This is a genomic window from Pseudonocardia sp. 73-21 (assembly GCF_001899645.1).
Classification (GTDB): domain Bacteria; phylum Actinomycetota; class Actinomycetes; order Mycobacteriales; family Pseudonocardiaceae; genus Pseudonocardia.
The window spans coordinates 59,578-77,684 of sequence record NZ_MKVV01000035.1 but is presented as its reverse complement, the minus strand read 5'-3'; the positions used below and the strand labels follow the sequence as shown (position 1 = coordinate 77,684).

At 73.2% G+C, this 18,107-nt stretch carries 19 protein-coding genes; 15 read left to right on the top strand and 4 right to left on the bottom strand.

The window, feature by feature from the left end:
* Nucleotides 1-42 precede the first annotated feature (42 nt).
* Entirely contained in the window at nucleotides 43-1,458 is a 1,416-nt protein-coding gene (locus tag BGP03_RS10115; RefSeq protein ID WP_296367730.1) for a glutamate decarboxylase, read from the top strand.
* Here BGP03_RS10115 and BGP03_RS10110 read toward each other — a convergent pair.
* Nucleotides 1,449-3,413, bottom strand: a complete 1,965-nt coding sequence (locus BGP03_RS10110; protein ID WP_296367729.1) for a bifunctional diguanylate cyclase/phosphodiesterase — start codon at nucleotides 3,411-3,413, stop codon at nucleotides 1,449-1,451. The genes BGP03_RS10115 and BGP03_RS10110 overlap by 10 nt on opposite strands.
* A gap of 150 nt (nucleotides 3,414-3,563) precedes the next feature.
* On the opposite strand from BGP03_RS10110, the gene BGP03_RS10105 reads away from it, so the two are divergent.
* The 5 genes from BGP03_RS10105 to BGP03_RS10085 are packed head-to-tail and all read left to right on the top strand — an operon-like array spanning nucleotide 3,564 to nucleotide 6,794.
* Nucleotides 3,564-3,950 carry a hypothetical protein gene (locus tag BGP03_RS10105; protein ID WP_298796890.1) on the top strand — a complete coding sequence of 129 codons (387 nt, stop codon included), beginning with the start codon at nucleotides 3,564-3,566 and terminating at the stop codon, nucleotides 3,948-3,950.
* Nucleotides 3,947-4,153, top strand: coding sequence for a hypothetical protein (locus tag BGP03_RS10100; RefSeq protein WP_298796888.1), 207 nt, complete (start codon nucleotides 3,947-3,949; stop codon nucleotides 4,151-4,153). Before BGP03_RS10105 ends, BGP03_RS10100 begins: the two co-directional genes overlap by 4 nt.
* Nucleotides 4,154-4,178: 25 nt before the next feature.
* The gene (locus BGP03_RS10095; RefSeq protein ID WP_296367724.1) at nucleotides 4,179-4,865 is read left to right on the top strand and encodes a response regulator transcription factor; all 687 of its coding nucleotides are present in this window, start codon (nucleotides 4,179-4,181) and stop codon (nucleotides 4,863-4,865) included.
* Nucleotides 4,862-6,220 (top strand): HAMP domain-containing sensor histidine kinase, encoded by a 1,359-nt coding sequence (locus BGP03_RS10090; protein WP_298796887.1) that lies wholly within the window; start codon nucleotides 4,862-4,864, stop codon nucleotides 6,218-6,220. Before BGP03_RS10095 ends, BGP03_RS10090 begins: the two co-directional genes overlap by 4 nt.
* A gap of 13 nt (nucleotides 6,221-6,233) precedes the next feature.
* A complete protein-coding gene (locus tag BGP03_RS10085) occupies nucleotides 6,234-6,794 on the top strand; it encodes a TetR/AcrR family transcriptional regulator (RefSeq protein ID WP_296367720.1) in 561 nt (186 codons plus the stop codon).
* A 418-nt stretch (nucleotides 6,795-7,212) separates the two neighbouring features.
* Here the strand turns inward: BGP03_RS10085 and BGP03_RS10080 are convergent, their stop codons facing one another.
* On the bottom strand, nucleotides 7,213-8,193 hold the full coding sequence (locus tag BGP03_RS10080) for a DUF5937 family protein (RefSeq protein WP_298796928.1): 981 nt from the start codon (nucleotides 8,191-8,193) through the stop codon (nucleotides 7,213-7,215).
* 83 nt (nucleotides 8,194-8,276) lie between these two features.
* On the opposite strand from BGP03_RS10080, the gene BGP03_RS10075 reads away from it, so the two are divergent.
* The 7 genes from BGP03_RS10075 (at nucleotide 8,277) to BGP03_RS10045 (ending at nucleotide 14,476) form a co-directional block, all read left to right on the top strand.
* A complete protein-coding gene (locus BGP03_RS10075) occupies nucleotides 8,277-9,425 on the top strand; it encodes an MFS transporter (protein ID WP_298796885.1) in 1,149 nt (382 codons plus the stop codon).
* A gap of 74 nt (nucleotides 9,426-9,499) precedes the next feature.
* On the top strand, nucleotides 9,500-10,201 hold the full coding sequence (locus tag BGP03_RS10070) for a hypothetical protein (RefSeq protein ID WP_296367716.1): 702 nt from the start codon (nucleotides 9,500-9,502) through the stop codon (nucleotides 10,199-10,201).
* A complete protein-coding gene (phnD, locus tag BGP03_RS10065; protein ID WP_296367715.1) occupies nucleotides 10,198-11,202 on the top strand; it encodes a phosphate/phosphite/phosphonate ABC transporter substrate-binding protein in 1,005 nt (334 codons plus the stop codon). Before BGP03_RS10070 ends, phnD begins: the two co-directional genes overlap by 4 nt.
* A 1-nt stretch (nucleotide 11,203) precedes the next feature.
* Nucleotides 11,204-12,007, top strand: coding sequence for a phosphonate ABC transporter ATP-binding protein (phnC, locus tag BGP03_RS10060; RefSeq protein WP_298796882.1), 804 nt, complete (start codon nucleotides 11,204-11,206; stop codon nucleotides 12,005-12,007).
* Nucleotides 12,004-12,780 (top strand): phosphonate ABC transporter, permease protein PhnE, encoded by a 777-nt coding sequence (gene phnE, locus BGP03_RS10055; protein WP_298796880.1) that lies wholly within the window; start codon nucleotides 12,004-12,006, stop codon nucleotides 12,778-12,780. Before phnC ends, phnE (BGP03_RS10055) begins: the two co-directional genes overlap by 4 nt.
* A gap of 17 nt (nucleotides 12,781-12,797) precedes the next feature.
* The gene (gene phnE, locus BGP03_RS10050; RefSeq protein WP_299736156.1) at nucleotides 12,798-13,634 is read left to right on the top strand and encodes a phosphonate ABC transporter, permease protein PhnE; all 837 of its coding nucleotides are present in this window, start codon (nucleotides 12,798-12,800) and stop codon (nucleotides 13,632-13,634) included.
* The gene (locus BGP03_RS10045) at nucleotides 13,625-14,476 is read left to right on the top strand and encodes a MurR/RpiR family transcriptional regulator (RefSeq protein ID WP_298796877.1); all 852 of its coding nucleotides are present in this window, start codon (nucleotides 13,625-13,627) and stop codon (nucleotides 14,474-14,476) included. Before phnE (BGP03_RS10050) ends, BGP03_RS10045 begins: the two co-directional genes overlap by 10 nt.
* 141 nt (nucleotides 14,477-14,617) lie before the next feature.
* On the opposite strand, the gene BGP03_RS10040 is transcribed toward BGP03_RS10045, so the two are convergent.
* Nucleotides 14,618-14,944, bottom strand: coding sequence for a hypothetical protein (locus BGP03_RS10040; protein WP_296367706.1), 327 nt, complete (start codon nucleotides 14,942-14,944; stop codon nucleotides 14,618-14,620).
* Nucleotides 14,945-15,052: 108 nt separating this feature from the next.
* Here BGP03_RS10040 and BGP03_RS10035 point away from each other — a divergent pair, with 108 nt between their 5' ends.
* Nucleotides 15,053-16,501: an LCP family protein gene (locus tag BGP03_RS10035; protein WP_298796875.1), complete on the top strand. Its 1,449-nt coding sequence runs from the start codon at nucleotides 15,053-15,055 to the stop codon at nucleotides 16,499-16,501.
* Nucleotides 16,502-16,596: 95 nt separating this feature from the next.
* A complete protein-coding gene (locus BGP03_RS10030) occupies nucleotides 16,597-17,535 on the top strand; it encodes an undecaprenyl-diphosphate phosphatase (protein WP_296367700.1) in 939 nt (312 codons plus the stop codon).
* Nucleotides 17,536-17,680: 145 nt separating this feature from the next.
* Here BGP03_RS10030 and BGP03_RS10025 read toward each other — a convergent pair whose 3' ends face one another.
* A complete protein-coding gene (locus BGP03_RS10025; protein ID WP_296367698.1) occupies nucleotides 17,681-18,103 on the bottom strand; it encodes a hypothetical protein in 423 nt (140 codons plus the stop codon).
* Between the last annotated feature and the right edge of the window lie 4 nt (nucleotides 18,104-18,107).

The window sequence follows — 18,107 nt, the reverse complement described above, 5'->3', positions numbered from 1 at the left end:
GCCGGGAGTGCCCGATCCCGGCGACCGGCCTACGGTGCGGGCATGCCCATCGCGCACCCGCCGTCGGAGACGAACGGCCACCGGCCGGAGCTCTCGGTCAACCCCGTGTTCACCAGCGAGCCGGTCCGGATCCCCCGCTTCGAGCTGCCCGCGGACGAGCTGGACCCCGACGTCGCCTACCAGGTGGTGCACGACGAGCTGATGCTCGACGGCAACGCGCGGCTCAACCTGGCCACGTTCGTCACGACCTGGGCGGAGCCGCAGGCCCGGCAGCTGATGGCCGACTCGTTCGACAAGAACATGATCGACAAGGACGAGTACCCCCGCACCGCCGACCTCGAGGCGCGCTGCGTGCGGATGCTCGCCGACCTGTGGCACGCGCCCGACCCCGCCACGGCCATCGGCTGCTCCACCACCGGTTCCAGCGAGGCGTGCATGCTCGGCGGGCTCGCGCTCAAGCGCCGCTGGCAGCTCGCGCGCCGGGCGGCCGGGAAGCCCACCGACCGGCCGAACATCGTCATGGGGATCAACGTCCAGGTCTGCTGGGACAAGTTCGCCAACTTCTTCGAGGTGGAGCCGCGGCTGGTCCCGATGGAGGGCGACCGGCTGCACCTGGGCGCCGAGGCGGCCCTCGCGCAGTGTGACGAGAACACCATCGGCGTGGTCGCGATCCTCGGCTCCACGTTCGACGGCAGCTACGAGCCGGTCGCGGAGATCTGCGCGGCCCTCGACGACCTGCAGGAGCGCACCGGCCTCGACATCCCCGTGCACGTCGACGGCGCGTCGGGCGCGATGATCGCGCCGTTCTGCGATCCCGAGCTCGCGTGGGACTTCCGGCTGCCCCGCGTCGCGTCGATCAACACCTCCGGCCACAAGTACGGGCTCGTCTACCCGGGCGTCGGCTGGGCGGTCTGGCGCGACACCGCGGCGCTGCCCGAGGAGCTCGTGTTCAAGGTCAACTACCTCGGCGGGGAGATGCCGACGTTCGCGCTGAACTTCTCCCGGCCCGGGGGGCAGGTCGTGGCGCAGTACTACAACTTCCTGCGGCTGGGCCGCGAGGGGTTCCGGCGGGTGCAGCAGGGCTGCCGCGACGTGGCCACCTCGCTGTCGGCACAGATCGCCGAGCTCGGCCCGTTCCGGCTGCTCACCGACGGTTCGCAGCTGCCGGTGTTCGCGTTCGTCGTGGCGGACGGCCAGCCGTTCTCGGTGTTCGACGTGTCGGCGGGGCTGCGCGAGGAGGGCTGGCTGGTGCCCGCGTACACGTTCCCGGCGCACCGCGAGGACATCGCGGCGCTGCGCATCGTGGTGCGCAACGGGTTCTCCCACGACCTCGCCGAGCTGCTGCTCGACGACCTGAGGCGGGTCGTCGACCGGCTCGCGAAGCAGACCTCACCGCAACGGGGCACGGAGTCGGCGTCGTTCTCGCACGGGGCATCTCGCAGCGCGGATCACCGCTGAACGAGCAACTCCCCCAGCGGCCGCGGCCGGCCCAGGTGATAGCCCTGCCCGTCGTCGACACCGAGGTCGCGCAGCAGGTCGACCAGCACCGGCCGGTCGACCTGCTCGGCCACGGTCCGCATCCCGAGCTGCCGCGCGACGCCCACCACCGCGGTGACGAGCGCGGCGTCGACCGGGTCGGTGTCGAGCTGCGACACGAACTCACCGGCGATCTTGACGGCGGTGAACGGCAGGTTCTTGAGGTAGGAGAAGGAGCCGAAGCCGGCGCCGAAGTCGTCGAGGGCGAACCCGCAGCCGGCCCGGGTGAGCCGGGTGGCCAGTCCGACCGCGTCGTCGAGGCTCCCGATCGCGGCCGTCTCGGTGATCTCCAGCCCGAGCCGGCCCGGGTCGACCTCGTCGTCCTTGAGCCGCTGCAGGATCCAGCTGCCCAGCTCGACGTCCTCCAGCGACCGCGCCGAGACGTTGACCTCCAGCCGCAGGTCCGTCGCCCGGGCGTGCGGCGCGGCCAGAGCGCGGATCGCCCGCTCCAGCACCCAGCGGTCCAGGCGCAGTACCAGGTCGGTCCGCTCGGCCTCGGGCAGGAAGTCGGCAGGGCCGAGCGCGGGCTCGAGACCGTCGGCCAGCCGGATGAGCACCTCGTGCCGGGTGGTCCCGCCCGTCCCGAGGCAGACGATGGGCTGCGCGACGAGCTGCATGGTGTCGGCGTCGAGCGCCGCCCCGACCCGGTGCAGCAGCGACACCCGCCGCACCGCCTGGTGGTAGTGGTCGGGTGAGTACAGGCGGGCCCGGTTGCGCCCGGCGTCCTTGGCCTCGTAGAGGGCGAGGTCGGCCTGCGCCAGGCTGGTCTCGGCGTCCTGGCCTCCGGGGATCGTCGCCACGCCCACGCTGATCGTGACGCGCAGGGTCGCCGCCTCGGCCACCATCGGGGCGACGGCGACGACGGCGCACAGCTGCTCGGCGAGCGCGACCGCCTCGCTCGCCCCGCACCGCGGCACCACCAGCGCGAACTCGTCGCCGCCGAGGCGGCCGAGCAGGGCGTCGGGCCCGACGCGGGCCACGATGGTGCGCGCGACCCGGCGGATCACGCGGTCCCCCACGGCGTGGCCCCGCAGGTCGTTGATGTCCTTGAAGTTGTCGATGTCGATCAGCAGCAAGGCGCCGCCGAGCGGGTCGTAGGCGCAGTCGACGAGCATCCCGCTGATCCGGCGGCGGTTCGCGATGCCCGTGAGCGGGTCGTTCTCGGCGAGGAAGGCCAGCTCCTGCAGCACCTTGTGCTGTTCGGTGACGTCGCGGACCGTGCACATCACGCGGCTCGGCACGCCCGCGGCGTCGGCGAACACCTCGCCGAAGCACTCGACGACCCGCTCGGTCGTGCGGTCGCCGAGCAACATGCGGTGCGAGACGGAGAACGTCTCCAGCGTCTGCAGCGACGCGGCGAGGGTGGCTTCGAGCCTGGCCACGTCGTCGGGATGGACGAGGCGCAGGTACAGGTCGAGGTCGAGCGGGATCCCGGGCTCGACGCCGATAAGGACCTGCAGCGCCTCGCTCCATTCCATGGAGTCGTCGCGGGTGTTCCACACCCACGACCCCATGCCGGCGACGGCCTCCAGCCGGGCGAGCCGCCACTGCGCGGTGGGCGGGCCGGTGTCGCGACCGTCGGCCTCGTACCGGTCGGTGTCGTCGGTGATCTCGATCAGGTGCGCGTCGCTCGGCAGGCGGCTGCTCGTGACCCCCCACCAGCGGGTGCCGCCGGTCGGCGAGGGCCAGCGCACGGCGACGCGCCGGGACCCGGGACGCAGCTCGGCCAGCGGCCCCAGCGGCGATCCGGGGCCGGTCCACCGGCCGCCGTGCGCCTCGACCAGCGCGCGGGCGGCGTCGTTGAGCCAGGTCACCGCCCCGTCCCGGACCACGACCATGCCCACCGTGGCGTGCCGCGCGACCTCGTCCGCTGTCATCGGAAGAGTCTGGCGCACTGGTGATCGGCGGGCCCGCCAACGCCCTTACACAACCCGAACCTCGCCCGGATCGGGGGCTGAACGGGCCCCGGCATCGTCGTCGGTGTCCGGCCCACCCGGCCGGCCCGGAGATCGAGGAAGAGGACGACGATGCGCACGTCTCAGTGGATCGGCGGAGTCGCGGCCACGGCCGCGACGGTGGGTGCACTGGTCGTGGGCGGCGGGACGGCGTTCGCCGACACCCCCGCGCCCACCCCTGCACCCGCGGCGGGATCGAACCAGCAGGTCTGCACGGTCCGGATCCCGAAGCTGCTCACGAAGATCGACTCACTCACGGCGACGATCAACGGGCCCGCGACCACCAAGGGCTCGACCGCCTGGCTGCAGGCCCGGGAGGACAAGGCCCGCGCCGCCGGCCACACCGCCGCGGCCGACCTGCTCCAGGACCGGATCACCGACCGGGCCCAGCGGCTCACCGAGCTGGCCGGGGTGAAGAGCCAGGTGCTGGCGGTGCAGAGCAAGGACTGCGGATCGTGAGGAAGCTCGCGGTCGTGGTGCTCACCGGCCTCGCCCTGACCGCGTGCAGCCACACGTCCCCGTCGTCCCCGTCGTCCCCGTCGTCCCCGTCGTCCCTGTCGTCCCTGTCGTCCCCGTCGTCCCCGTCGGCCGACCAGCTGGGCAGCCTCGAGGCCAGTGTCGACGCCATCGCCGGTCAGGTGGACTCCGATAGCTCCGGCTGACACCCGCGGTGGGACGATCCGCGACGTGCACCCGCCCGACGCTCGCGGGCTCGTCCTCGTGGTGGAGGACGACCGCGCCATCGCCGACCTCGTAGGCCTCTACCTGCGCCGCGACGGCTTCGGTGTGCAGGTCGAGTCCGACGGGGTGGCCGCGCTCGCGGCCGTCCGCAAGCTGGCGCCGGTGGCGGTGGTGCTCGACGTCGGGCTGCCCGGCATGGACGGCATCGAGGTGTGCCGGCGGATGCGCGCCGAGCAGGACTGGACGCCCGTGCTGTTCGTGACCGCCCGCGACGACGAGGTCGACCGCATCCTCGGCCTGGAGATGGGCGCCGACGACTACGTGACCAAGCCGTTCAGCCCCCGCGAGCTGGTGGCGCGGGTGCGCACGGTGCTGCGCCGGGCCGCCGGGACGCCCGGGCGGGACGAGGTGTTCGCGGTCGGCGGTGTGCAGGTCGACGTCACCCGACGCCGCGTCCGCGTCGGCGCGGCCGAGGTGGCGCTCACGTCCACCGAGTTCGACCTGCTCACCCACCTCGTCCGCGCGCCCGGGCGCGTGTTCTCCCGCGAGCAGCTGCTCTCGGCCGTGTGGGGGTACACGGCGTCGGCGGGTACCCGGACCGTCGACGTGCACGTGGCCCAGCTGCGGGCGAAGCTCGGGGCGGCGAGTCCCATCAGGACCGTCCGTGGTGTGGGCTACGCGGCGGACGCATGAGATCCCTGGCCTGGCGGGTCACGGCGAGCTGTCTGCTCGTGGCGCTCGTGGCCGTCGGGGTGGCGGCGCTGGTGTCGTTGCGACTCGTCACCGCCACCGCCCGGCAGGTGACCCACGACGTCCTCGCCCAGCAGGCCGATGTCGTCGCCGCCCAGCTCGATGACTCCGGCGGGGCCGTCCGCAGCGTCCTCGGCCTGGGCAAGGTCGTGCAGGTGATCCAGGGCCAGGGCGTCGCCGTGGTCCCGCTGACCGGGCGCCGCGTCGGGAGCGCCGACGCCGGGGTCGCCGAGGCGATCACCCGCTCGGGAGCGGCCCGGGCCCTGACCGGCACGCCCGTCTCGGCCACCGTCGACGTCGGCGGCACGGTCTACCTCGTCGAGGCCCGGCCCAGCCTGTCGGGCGCGTTCGCGCTGGTCCGGACGTCGGAGGACGGTCCGCTCGGCAGCGGCCTGCTGCGCCGCAACATCGGGTTCGCCCTGCTGGCCGGTGTGGGCGTCGCGGTGCTGGTGGGGGTGGTCGTCGGCACGCTGCTGGCCCGGCCGCTGCGCCGCACCGCCGCCGCGGCCCACCTGCTGCGCACCGGCCGTCGGGACGTCCGGGTGCCGGTGCGCGGGCCCACCGAGGTGGCCGAGGTGGCGGGGGCCGTCAACGATCTCGCCGACGCGCTGGCGCGCAGCGAGGCCCGGCAGCGGGAGTTCCTGCTGTCGGTCTCGCACGAGCTGCGCACGCCGTTGACGGCGGTGAAGGGGTTCGCGGAGTCGATCATCGACGGGGTGGGCGGCGATGACGCCGCCCCGGTGATCCTGCACGAGGCCGAGCGCCTCGACCGGCTCGTCACCGACCTCATGGAGCTGGCGCGGCTGGAGGCCGACGACTTCCCCCTCGACCTCCTCCCCGTCGATCTCACGGCCCTGGCCGCCGAAGCCGCGCAGGTCTGGCGGGCCCGCAGCCGCGATGCGGGCGTGGAGTTCCGCCTGGTCGTCCCCGACGGGCCGGTACGGGTCACCGCCGATCCCCGGCGGCTGCGCCAGGTGCTCGACGGGCTGGCCGAGAACGCGTTGCGGGTGACGCCGGCCGGCGCGCCGCTGGTGTTCGCCGTGCTCGCCGGCGGCGCGCTGCAGATCCGTGACGGCGGGCCCGGGCTCGCCCCCGAGGACTACGCCGTGGTGTTCGAGCGCGGCGCCCTGCACGACCGCTACCGCGGGCACCGGCCCGTGGGCGTCGGGGGAATCGGTCTGGCGCTGGTGCACGGGCTCGTCATGCGGATGGGCGGAACGGTCCACGCCGGGCCCGCGGACGAGGGCGGCGCGTGCTTCACCGTCTTCCTTCCCCTGCGGCCGGTCGTTGCGCGTTGAACAATATCTGTTCATGGACGTACGGCAGCGCATCCTCACGGCGGCGGTCGACCGGTTGAGCACCAGCGGTTACAGCGGGATGACCATCAGCGCCGTGGCCGCACGCGCCGGGTTGTCGCGCCCCACCGTCTACGCGCACTTCGGCAGCCGGGAGAAGCTGGCGTCCGAGGCCCTCACGCTGGTGTCGTCGCGGATGCTGGCCTCCGTCGTCGAGCAGGTCGGTGAGACGACGTCGGCCGCGGAGTACCTCGTCGAGACGATGGTGTCGGCGTGCGCCGCGTTCCGCGCCCACCCGGCGCTGGCGCCGCTGGTCCAGCCGCAGCTGGGCACCGTCATCGTCGACGGCTACCTGGTCGACGCCGACTCGGTCGGCATGGCCCGCCGGTTCCTCTCCCCGCTCGTGGCGTTCCGGCCGGACCTGGAGCCGGACATGGACGAGATCGCCGAGACCTGCATCCGTTTCCTCGTCTCGATCGTGCAGTTCGACAGCTCGAACACCCGCACCTGCGACGACCTGCGCCGCTACCTGCACCGGAGGCTCGTACCGGCCGTCGGTCTCCCACCTGCGCCGTGACCGCCGCCCTCCTGCCGACCGCCGGCGTCGTGGCGGCGTCGGTCGGCAGCGCGGCGGGATCACCTCGCTGATCTCCTGTCCGGCGCCCTGGTCGGGGCGGGCTGCTGCTGATCACCCCCGCACCCGGCGCCGGCGGCGGTCGGCGTGTTCGGAGTGTCGGTGTATGGCGGCTGCTTCGGCGAGCCGTGACCGCCCTGGGCGGGCGGGCGATGTCGACCGGATTCCGTTCGGTCGGATCTGATGATTGCTTTGCAGCGCAACACTTCTGGACCGATATCGACACCGAGCCGGCCCTGCGACGATCGTTCGACGCCCGGATGAACCGGCGGTGGACGAGCTGGTCGGGCTGGCGGCCGACAGTCGGCTCGAGCTCCGCGGCTCGGGGCCGGCGTCGCGCGACGCGGCGGGTGACGGGGAATCACCGGGTGACGAGCCCCTGGTCTCCGGCGCGCAGGAGCGCTGCCGCGAGCGGGGTCTGCCCGTAGAGCACCTCCCGACCCCGGCGCCGGGCGGTGACGAGCCCGGCGTCGCGGAGCACCGCGAGGTGCTGGGAGACCGTGGCCGGGGCCAGGCCCACCCGCCGCGCGAGGCCGCCGGTGGCGCTGGGGACCGCCGTCTCGGCCAGCACCGACGCGCGTCCGGACCCCAGCAGGCGCGCGACCGCCGGTGGCCGCTCGGCCGGTTCCCAGACCACGGCGGCGCCGAGCATCGGATAGACCAGCGCCGGGGACGCCGGCGTGTCGCCGGTGGGGCCGATCCCCAGCGTCGGCCACCCGAATGCGGTGGGGACGAGGATCATCCCGCGCCCGCGCAGGTCGAGGGTCTGCCGGGGGAACCCCAGCAGGTGCAGGTCGCCGTCGCGCCATGACGCGCGGCGGTGCAGGTTCGCCACGAGGGCCTCGAGGCCGCCGTCGGCCAGCTGCCGCGCGCGGGTGGTGATGTCGGCGTCGAGCATGCCGCGCATCCGGTCCCAGAACGGCGCGACGAGGGACCGCCAGGCCAGCCACTGTTGGGCGACCAGCTCGTCCCGCACGCGGGCCGGGTCGTCGGCGACGGCGCGGCGCACGTCCGCGGGGAGCGCGCTGCAGACGGCGACCTGCACGGCGACCACGTCCGGATCCGTAGCCTGCACGACGGCGAGGTCGTCCTCGATCGTCGTGAGCGGGGTGGCCGGGCTCGGCCACAGGAAGTCCGGCCCGTACCCGCGCACCGGCATGACGGCGTTCAGCAGGGCCAGGTCGAGCCCTGCCGCGACCGGCTGTACCTCTCTCAACCACGGCAGGTACCAGCCGTGGCGCGCCGGGTCCTTGAGCACCAGCAGTGCCGACATCGTCTCCTGCAGCGGCGAGATCGCGAACCGGCACCGCGCCGCGTCACCGGGTCCGAACCACAGCACCATCGTCACGGGCCGAGAATGGCACGACCGATTCGGTCCCTGCCGAATCCGCGGGATCTCCGCACCGCCGGGGACAGGCTGCGGCCGTGAGCCCGGCATTCCGCGCGCTGTGCGCCTCCCGAGCGGTCTCGTACGTCGGCGACGGGATCACCACCACGGTGCTGGTCCTGCTCGCCGCGCACCGCGACGGGCCCGCCGGGGTGAGCGTACTGCTGCTCGCGAACGCCCTGCCCCGGTTCGGCGGGCCGCTGGCCGGGGTGCTCGCCGACCGCCTCACCGCGCGATGGCTGATGACGAGGTGCGAGCTGGCGTCGGCGCTGGTGATCGCGGTGATCGCCGCCACGGTGCCGCCGCTCCCGGTGCTCGTCGGGCTCGTGGCGGTGGCCGGGGCGCTGGCCACCGTCCGCGGCCCGGCCGGGCGCAGCCTCGTGCCCGTGCTGGTCGAGCCGGCCGACCGGGCCCCGGCCAACGCGCTGTTCGGACTGGCGCTGACCCTGAAGGTCGCCGTCGGCCCCGGCCTGGGCGGCCTGCTCGCGGCCGGGCCCGGCGGGATCCGGACCGCGCTGGCCGTCGACGCCGCGACGTTCGTGGTCTCGGCGCTGCTGCTCGCGCGGCTCCCCCCGGTCGCGCCGGGCCACGACGGCACCGCCGGCGTGTGGGCCGAGGCGGGGGCGGGTCTGCGTGTCGTCGCCACCCATCGGCGGCTCCGGACCCTGGTGATCGCCCTGTTCCTCGTCGTCGCCTTCGCCGCCGTGGACAACGTGGCGCTGGTGTTCCTCACCGGTGACCAGCTCGACGCCGGCCCGGCCGGGTACGGCGTCGCGGCCAGCGCGTTCGGCGTCGGGATGCTGCTGGCGTCGGTGGCGTGCACCCGGCTCGCCCGTGGCCGGTCGCCGTCGACGCTGCTGGTCCTGGCGGTCGTCGCGACCGGCGCCGGGACCCTCGCCACCGGCCTGGCCCCGGTGCTCGTCGTGGTCGTCGCGGCGCAGGTGGTGGCCGGGGCCGGCAACGCGGTCGAGAACATCGGCTTCGACACGCTCGTGCAGGATCTCGTGCCGCGGCCGTTGCTGGGCCGCGTGTTCGGCATCGTCGGCACGGCCGCCCAGCTGGGAGCGGCGCTGGCCTACGCCGCGGGCGGCGTTCTCGTCGACGTCGTGGGCGCCCGCGCCACGTTCGTCGGGGCCGGCGCCGCGACACTCGTGATCGCAGTCCTGCTCGGCGCGCGCCGTCCGTGAACGGTGCGTGAACAACCGTTTCACGTTGCCACAAACTATGAACGATCTGTTCGTGCTGGTCTATGGTGTGCGACGTGCTTCCCACGCTGGTTCTCGACTTCGACGGCACGGTGTGCGTCGGCGACGCGCCCGTGCGGCGCTACGCCGACGAGGTGCTGCGCCACGTCGAGCCGGGGCTGGCCGGGGAGCTCGCCGAGGAACTGCTCCGCAACCTGGACGGCGGCACGATCTACGCCGACGGGTACGGGGCGGTCGCCCGGATCGCCGGGCCGCACGTGGTCCCGGAGGTCCTGCACACGGCCTATCAGGCCAGCAGGGGCGCGCTGGCCGGGAGGGCGCTCGACATCGCCACTCCGGCCGGCCTTCCCGGTTTCCTCGCCTCGCTGCACGGCCGCGCCCGCCGGGTGCTGGTCACGAACGCCCCCGACACGGGCATCGCCGAGTCGCTCGACGTCCTGGATCTCACCGACGTCATCGACGAGGTGCGCACGAACGCCGGCAAGCCCGGCGGGTTCGACGTCCTGCTCCCCGAGCTGCTCGGGGGCGCCCCGCCCGCGTCGCTGCTGTCGGTCGGCGACATCTGGGTCAACGACATCGCGCCGCCCCTGCACGCGGGCTGCGCCACCGCCTACATCTCCCGCACGCCGCACGACGGGCGGCCCGCACACCTGCGCGCGGAGCACCTGCCCGACCTCTACGCCGGCATCGCCGCCTGGGTCGACGACCCGGCGAGCCTCCCCCACCTCTCGACCGTCTCCCTGGAGAACCAGACATGAAGGCTCGTTTCCTCGTCGCCGCGGCGGCGCTCTCGCTGCTCGCGGCCGGCTGCGGTGTCTCGGAGAACACCGCCTCCGGCCCCGCGGCCGCCAACCCGAACGGCTGCACCGGCAAGAGCGACGCCACCGCCACCGCCCCCACCGGACTCACGCTGGCGCTCGTGCCGTCCGGTGACGCCAACAAGCTGGTCCAGTCGGTGAAGCCGCTGGAGGCCGCGCTCACCCAGCGCCTCGGCATCCCGGTCAAGGGCGTCATCACGCAGGACTACCAGGCCGCCGTCGAGGCGATCGGCGCCGACCAGGCCCAGATCGGCTTCCTGCCGTCGCTGCAGATGATCCAGGCCTGCACGCGCTACGGCGCCGACTCGGTGCTGCAGACCCAGCGCAACAAGAAGATCAGCTACGCGGCCCAGTTCTTCACGAACAACCCGTCGAAGTACTGCGCCGACACGCCCACGCCCGACGCCAAGGGCAACCTGTTCTGCAACGGCACCACCGCCGGCAACGGCCCGGCCGGGCTCGACGAGCTGCCCAAGATCAAGGGCTCCACGATGGCCCTGCTGCAGGCCGCCTCCCCGGCCGGCTACATCTTCCCGGCCGCCGCGCTGAAGAAGGCCGGCGTCGACGTGACCAAGGACGTGAAGCCGGTGCAGGTCACGGCGAACGACGCGTCCGTGCTCGCGGTCTACCGCGGCGACGCCGAGGTCGGCGTCTCCTACTGGGACGCGCGCACCGTCGTCCAGAAGGACACTCCCGACGTCGGCAAGAAGGTCGTGACCTTCGCGCTCACCGACGAGATCCCCAACGACGGCGTCTCGCTGTCGGGCAAGCTCAGCCCGGAGTGGCAGCAGAAGATCACCACGGCACTCACGGACTACGCCGGCACGCCCGACGGGGTCGCCGCGCTGACCGCGATCTACCAGATCACCGGACTCGCCCCGGCCGATCTCGCTGCGCTGCAGCGCACGCAGGAAGCCGCCGCCTCCATCGGGCTCGGCTGACATGACCAGCACCGGCGACCGCGCTGCCGACATCACCTTTCGTGGGGTGGGCGTCAGCTACCCGGGCGGCGTCAGGGGGCTGCAGGACATCGACCTGCGGATACCGGCCGGGGAGATGGTGGCCGTGGTGGGCCTGTCGGGGGCGGGCAAGTCGACGCTGGTGCGCACCATCAACGGGCTGGTGCCGATCACCGAGGGCGAGATCGTCGTCGGTGACCGGCACCTCCCGGCCTCGCGCGGACGCGAGCTGCGGGAGCTGCGCAGCGAGATCGGGATGGTGTTCCAGAGCTTCAACCTCGCCCGCCGTGCGAGGGTGATCGACAACGTCCTCATGGGACGGCTGCACACGGCCCCCACCTGGCGCACGCTGCTCGGCGCGTGGAGCAGGGACGACGTGGAGCTGGCGATGCAGGCCCTGGAGCGCGTCGGGATCGTGGACAAGGCCTACGTCAAGGCGGGCAACCTCTCGGGCGGGCAGCAGCAGCGCGTCGCGATCGCCCGGACGCTGGCCCAGCAGCCGAAGATCGTGCTCGCGGACGAGCCCGTGGCCTCGCTCGACCCCCCCACGTCGCACACCGTGATGCGCGACCTGGAGCGGATCAACGCCGAGCTGGGCATCACAGTGGTGATCAACCTGCACTTCCTCGACCTCGCCCGCCGCTACGGACGGCGGCTGATCGGGCTGCGCGGCGGGAGGATCGTCTTCGACGGCACCGGCGAGGAGGCCGACGAGCAGGTGTTCGCCGACATCTACGGCCGGTCCCTGACGGGCGAGGACGTGCTGGAAGCGCGGGCACAGCTGTGAGACCGGTCAGACCCCGCACCGCGTGGAAGGGGCTCCTCGTCCTCGCGGTCGTCGCCGTGATCACGGTGTGGGCCGGGTTCGGCGTCCAGGTGGACGTCGGAGCCTTGATCAAGAACTTCTCCAACGCCGCCGACAAGGTCGTGCTGCTCGCCCAGCCCGACTACGGGTTCTTCCCCGAGACGCTGTCCGCGCTGGCTCAGACGCTGCAGATGGCCGTGATCGCCACCGCGGCGGGCGCGGCGATCGGGCTGCCGCTGTCGTTCCTGGCCTCGCGCGTCACCGACCCGAGCCGGCCGCTCGTGGCCGTGGTCCGTTCGGTGCTGAACGTGGTGCGCTCCGTGCCGGACCTGCTCTACGCCGCGATCCTCGTGACGATCGTCGGCACCGGCGCGCTGTCGGGCGTGATCGCGCTGGTGCTGTTCAACGTCGGCATCGTCGTGAAGCTGATCTCCGAGGCCATCGACGCGGTGGACCGCGGCCCACTGGAGGCCGCGCTGGCCACCGGCGCCACCTGGGTGCGGGCCGACCGGGCCGCGGTGCTGCCGCAGATCCTGCCGGTCTACGCGTCGCAGACGCTGTACGTGCTCGAGCTGAACGTCCGCGCGTCGACGGTGATCGGGCTGGTCGGGGGCGGCGGGCTGGGCATCCTCATCGACCAGGTGCGCACGTTCTACCGGTACCACCAGCTGTCACTGATCATCCTGGAGATCCTCGTCGTCGTGGTGCTCCTCGAAGCGGCCTCCTCGTGGTTGCGTAAGCGACTCGTCTCATGAGTGCGGCTGCGCCGCCCGTGCGCGGAAAACAGGGCCCTGACACCGATATCCGCGCACGACCGGTCCTGGTCCGGCCGGCCCGGCCGCGGCGACCGGGTGCGCGGCTCGTCTTCCTCGCCGTCACCGCCGTCGTCGTGCTCGCGTTCTGGAGCGTCGACATCGACTGGTCGCAGCTGGCCGGGTTCCCCGCGAACCTGCTGCGCTACCTCGGCCTGATGTTCCTGCCGCCCGATCTGTCGACGCTGCCGTCGGCGTTCGAGGCGACCGTCCTGTCGGTGCAGATGGCGTGGCTGGGCACCGTGCTCGGGATCGTGATCTCGCTGCCGCTGAGCTTCCTCGCCACCGCCGGCGTCGGGCCCGCGTGGGTGCGCTGGCCGTTGCGCGGGCTGTTCTCGCTGCTCCGCGCCGTGCCGGAGGTGGTGATCGCGGTGCTGATCCTCTCGGTCACCGGGCTCACCGCGTTCACCGGCGCGCTGGCCATCGCCGTCGGCTCCGTCGGCACGCTGGGCAAGTGGGGCTACGAGGCGATGGAGGGGGCCGAGCGCGGGCCGAGCGAGGCCGTGCGCGCCGCCGGCGGCTCCACCGCCCAGATGCTGCGCTGGGGGATGTGGCCGAGCGTGCAGCCCGAGGTGCTGGCGTTCTGGCTCTACCGCTTCGAGATCAACGTCCGCGCGTCGGCGATCCTCGGGCTGATCGGCGCGGGCGGCATCGGCAAGGTGCTCGCCGACAACGTCCAGTTCCGCATCTGGGACGCGGTGGGCACACTGCTCATCGTGGTGGTCGTCGTGACGGTCGTGATCGACCTGGTGTCCGGGGCGCTGCGCCGGAAGATCATCACCGGGGCGTGGCGGTGACGGCCCCCGGAGGGGTGCTCGCCCACATCCGCTCGCTGCTGCCGTCGCTGCTGCCCACCGAGCGAGCCGTCGCGGCGGTGTTCCTCGACCGTGCCGGCGACGTCGTCGAGATGTCGTCGCAGCAGGTGGCCGAGGTGGCCGGGGCGTCGCGCGCGACCGTCGTCCGGACGGCGCAGAGCCTCGGCTTCTCCGGCTACCAGCAGCTGCGGGTGCTGCTCGCCCGCGACGCCGGGCCCGCGGCCGTGCCGCACGCGGCCCCCGACACCCCCGGCGCCATGGTGGCCTCCACGTTCGCGCACGTCGGCGCGTCGGTGCCCGCGATGGTGGCACTGCTCGACCACGTCGACGTCGCCCGCGTCGTCGACCTGCTCGCCACCGCGGGTCGCGTGCTGGTGGTCGGCAACGGGCTCTCGGCCCCGCTGGCCGTGGACGCCGCGGCGCGGATGGTCGGCATCGGCCGGCACGCCGAGGCCCCGCTCGACGTGATCAGCCAGCAGGTGTCGGCGCGGCAACTGGGCGCAGGCGACGCGCTGCTGGTGATCAGCGGGAGCGGCGCCAACCAGTCGTCCGTACGGGCTGCGGAGGCCGCCCGGCAGAGCGGGGCGACGGTCGTGCTGGTCACGGCGTTCGGGCGCTCCCCCCTGGTCGCGCACGCCGACATCGCGCTGGTGGTGGGCATGCCCGACCTCACCTTCCGCGACGAGCTGACGCTCACCAGCCGTGTGCCGCAGGTGATCCTGCTGGAGGGGCTGCTGGCCGCGCTCACCGAACGCCTCGGCGCGCCCGCGGCCACGGCCGCGGCGCTCACGCTGGAAGTGATCAGCGCGAACCTGGCGGACTGACGAACCCGTCCGCGACCCGGGCCGCCAGCAGCAGGAACGCGTCGATCGTCGCGGGCGCAGGGCGGGCAGCAGCGCCCGGCCGCCGATGGCGAGGTGCGGGTCGAACGGGATCTCGACGACCCCGCGGCACCGCGCCCCGAACTACGCGCGGATGCGGCCGCGGTCGATCTCCGGGCTCCACCGGTCGCAGCTGAGCACCACCAGGGCCCGGACGGCCTGCTCCGCGTGGCCGTGGGAGGCGAGCCGGTCCAGCGTCGTGGCCGCGCGACCCGCGCCGTCGACAGTGGGCGCGCCGACCACGACGAGGCTGTCGGCCCGTGCGAGCGGGCCCTTCATCGCCGAGTGCACCAGGCCGGTGCCCGAGTCGGTGACGACGATGTTGGCGAAGCGGGAGGCCGGGGTCACCGACCTCTGGGCCGCGCCGTCGGCGAACCCGCCACCGTCGGATCGTTCACCGTGCCGTGCCACGTTCGGGCTACCAGACCTCGACAGCAGCGCATCGGGGCCGACTTGCCGATCTCTTGGTGAGCTGTTGGACACGGCTTGGCCGGCGTCACGGGCAGCTACCGTCAGCTCGTGAGAACCACCGTGGTGCGCTCGGCGGTGGCCGCCGTCTCCGCTCTGGTGCTGGCCGTCACCGGTGTCGCGTGGGACCAGTACACGAACCTGTCCGACGGGCTGCACCGCTCGGCCGCGCTCGGTTCGGGCTCGGGGACCTCCACCGGGACCGACACCAACATCCTGGTCATGGGCCTGGACAGCCGCCTCGACGAGAACGGCGACCCGCTCCCCGCCGCGGTCTACGACGCGATGCACACCGGCGCGTCCGACGTCGGCGGTTACAACGCCAACGTGCTGATCCTGCTGCACGTCCCGGGCGACGGCAGCCGGGCCACGGCCATGTCGATACCCCGCGACGACTACGTGTCGCTGGCCGGCGTCCCCGACGGCCAGTCGAAGGGCAAGATCAAGCAGGCCTACGGGCTCGCGTTCGACCAGGAGCACAAGCAACTGGTGGCCCAGGGCGTCACCGACGCCGCCACGCTGGAGCAGCGCAGCCGCGACGCCGGGCGCACCTCCGAGATCGCCACCGTCCGGCAGTTCCTCGGCGGCGTGCCGGTGGATCATTTCGTCGAAGTGACGATGGTGGCGTTCTACCAGCTCGCGCAGGTGGTCGCGCCGATCACGGTGTGCCTGGCCGAGAACACCCAGGACAGCTACTCCGGCGCGAACTTCCACCAGGGCTACCAGCAGCTCGACGCGGCCCAGGCCCTCGCGTTCGTGCGGCAGCGCCGCGACACCGTCCACCCGTCGCTGAACTTCACCGACCTCGACCGCGAACGCCGCCAGCAGGCGTTCATCGCGTCGCTGGCGTTCCAGCTCAAACAGGCCGGCACGATCACCGACCCCACGAAGCTGCAGGGCCTGATCGACGTGGCCAAGCAGAACATCGCGGTCGACGACGGGCTGGACCTGCTGCAGTTCGCCCAGCAGGCCTCGGGGCTGGCGGGTGGCAACGTCACCTTCACGACGCTGCCGATCGAGAAGTTCGGCAAGGACCCGCTCGGCGAGGACGTCAACATCGTGGACGTGGCGCAGGTGCAGGCGACGGTCGCGCGGCTGCTGAACCCGGCGGCGCCGACGAGCGCCCCCGCGGCACCGGCCGCTCCCCTGGGCACCGTCGACGTCCTCAACGCCACCGGGCGCACCGGGCTGGCCGCGACCGTCTCCCAGACCCTCGCCGGTGACGGCTACACCGCAGGCAGCACTGGCAACACCGCGCGGCGGGCGAGCACCGTCGTCCACTTCCCGGCCGGGGCCGGCGCCGCCGCGGCCGCGCTCGCCGGCACGCTCGGCACATCGCACACCACGGAGGACGGCACCGTCGCCCCCGGGCACCTGGAGGTGGTCCTGGGCGCCGGGTTCACCCTGCCCGCCACCTCCTCCGCGACGCCGACCCCCGCCGCGGCCCCGACGTCGGCGCTCGACGGCATCTCCGGCGGCGGCATCCCGTGCGTGAAATGACCCGATTGGGCTTTCCAGACCATTTCGGTTAAGCGGCGGTAAAGCATTCCGGGCGGTGTCACCGGTGAATTCCACCGCCGTTAGTCTGCATTCCGATGAGCAACCTCTCGTGGCTGGAAGCGATCGTCATCGGCGGTCTGCAGGGCGTGGCCGAGCTGTTCCCGGTGTCGAGCCTCGGGCACAGCATCCTGATCCCGGCGGTGGTCGGCGGCAGCTGGGCGACCGACCTCGACGTCACGTCGAAGCAGTCTCCCTACCTGGCGTTCGTCGTGGGTCTGCACGTGGCCACCGCGATCGCCCTGATCATCTACTTCCGACGCGACTGGGTGCGGATCGTGCGCGGCCTCGTCACCAGCGTCGCGCGGCGCGAGGTGGTCGACCCCGACCAGCGCCTGGCCTGGATGCTCGTGCTGGCCACCATTCCCGTGGGGCTCGCGGGCCTGCTGCTGGAGAAGGTGTTCCGTACCTATCTGAGCAACCCGATCCCGACCGCGGCGTTCCTCGCCCTCAACGGCGTGCTGCTGCTGGTCGGCGACCAGCTCCGGCGCCGGTCCGAGGCGCAGGAACCCGTCACCGACGTCATCCCGGCCGTGCCGTCGGGGCACCGCCGGGTCGCCGCAGCGACGGCCGAGGAGCTCGCCGACCGCAGGCTCGCCACGATCCCGATGGGCCGGGCCGTGCTCATCGGCGCCGCCCAGATCGCGGCGCTGTGCCCCGGGATCAGCCGCTCGGGCGCCACGATGGTGGCCGGGCTGACGAAGGGCCTCTCCCACGCCGACGCGGCCCGCTTCTCGTTCCTGCTGGCCACGCCGGTGATCCTGGCGGCCGGACTGCTCAAGATCGGCGACCTCGCCGGGCCGCTCGGCGACGGCATCCGGCCCCAGATCCTGGTGGGCAGCCTGCTCTCGGGCCTCGGCGCGTACGTGTCGGTGCGGTACCTGACCACCTACTTCGAGACCCGCTCCCTGCGCCCGTTCGGCATCTACTGCATCGCGGCGGGCGTGGCCTGCATCGTGTGGTTCCTGGTGCGCTGAGAGCGGCACCAGAGTGGTTCGGTCGTGGGGAAACCACGCTGAGGTCGGGCGCGCCACCTCCACTGCCTCTCCCGGGCGGCCCCAGCGTCATCCGTTGCCACGTTCCGGACGCCGACCGCAAGATCGGACCACTCGGGTGTCGCGCTCAGCCGCCGAGCAGGCGGTCCAGGGCTGCGCGGGCTGTCGCGTTCTCGTGTGCAGTGCTGGTGAGGACTTCTGCCAGCGCCACCAGCCACTCGTCCACCCCCACCGTGCGGCGGCTGATCACGATGCCGCGCACGATCTGGCGGATCTGGGCCTCCACCCCGCCGCGGGCGCCTTCGCTGAGGCCGAGCTCGCGGTCCTCCCCGTGCACCGTGACGGCGACGGCCCGGCCCTCGCGGCCGGCCATCCGGTCGGCGAGCCCGCGCTTGTACTCCACCTCGACCATCCCCGACGGCAGGGCGTCGGCCAGCGCGCCCGACAGCACGCGGGCGTAGGACTCGACGTCGGCGCGGTCCGAGCGCAGGGTGGCGGCCAGTAGCTGGACGTCGCCCATCGGGCCCAGGCCGCTGGGTTCCATCGTCATGGGC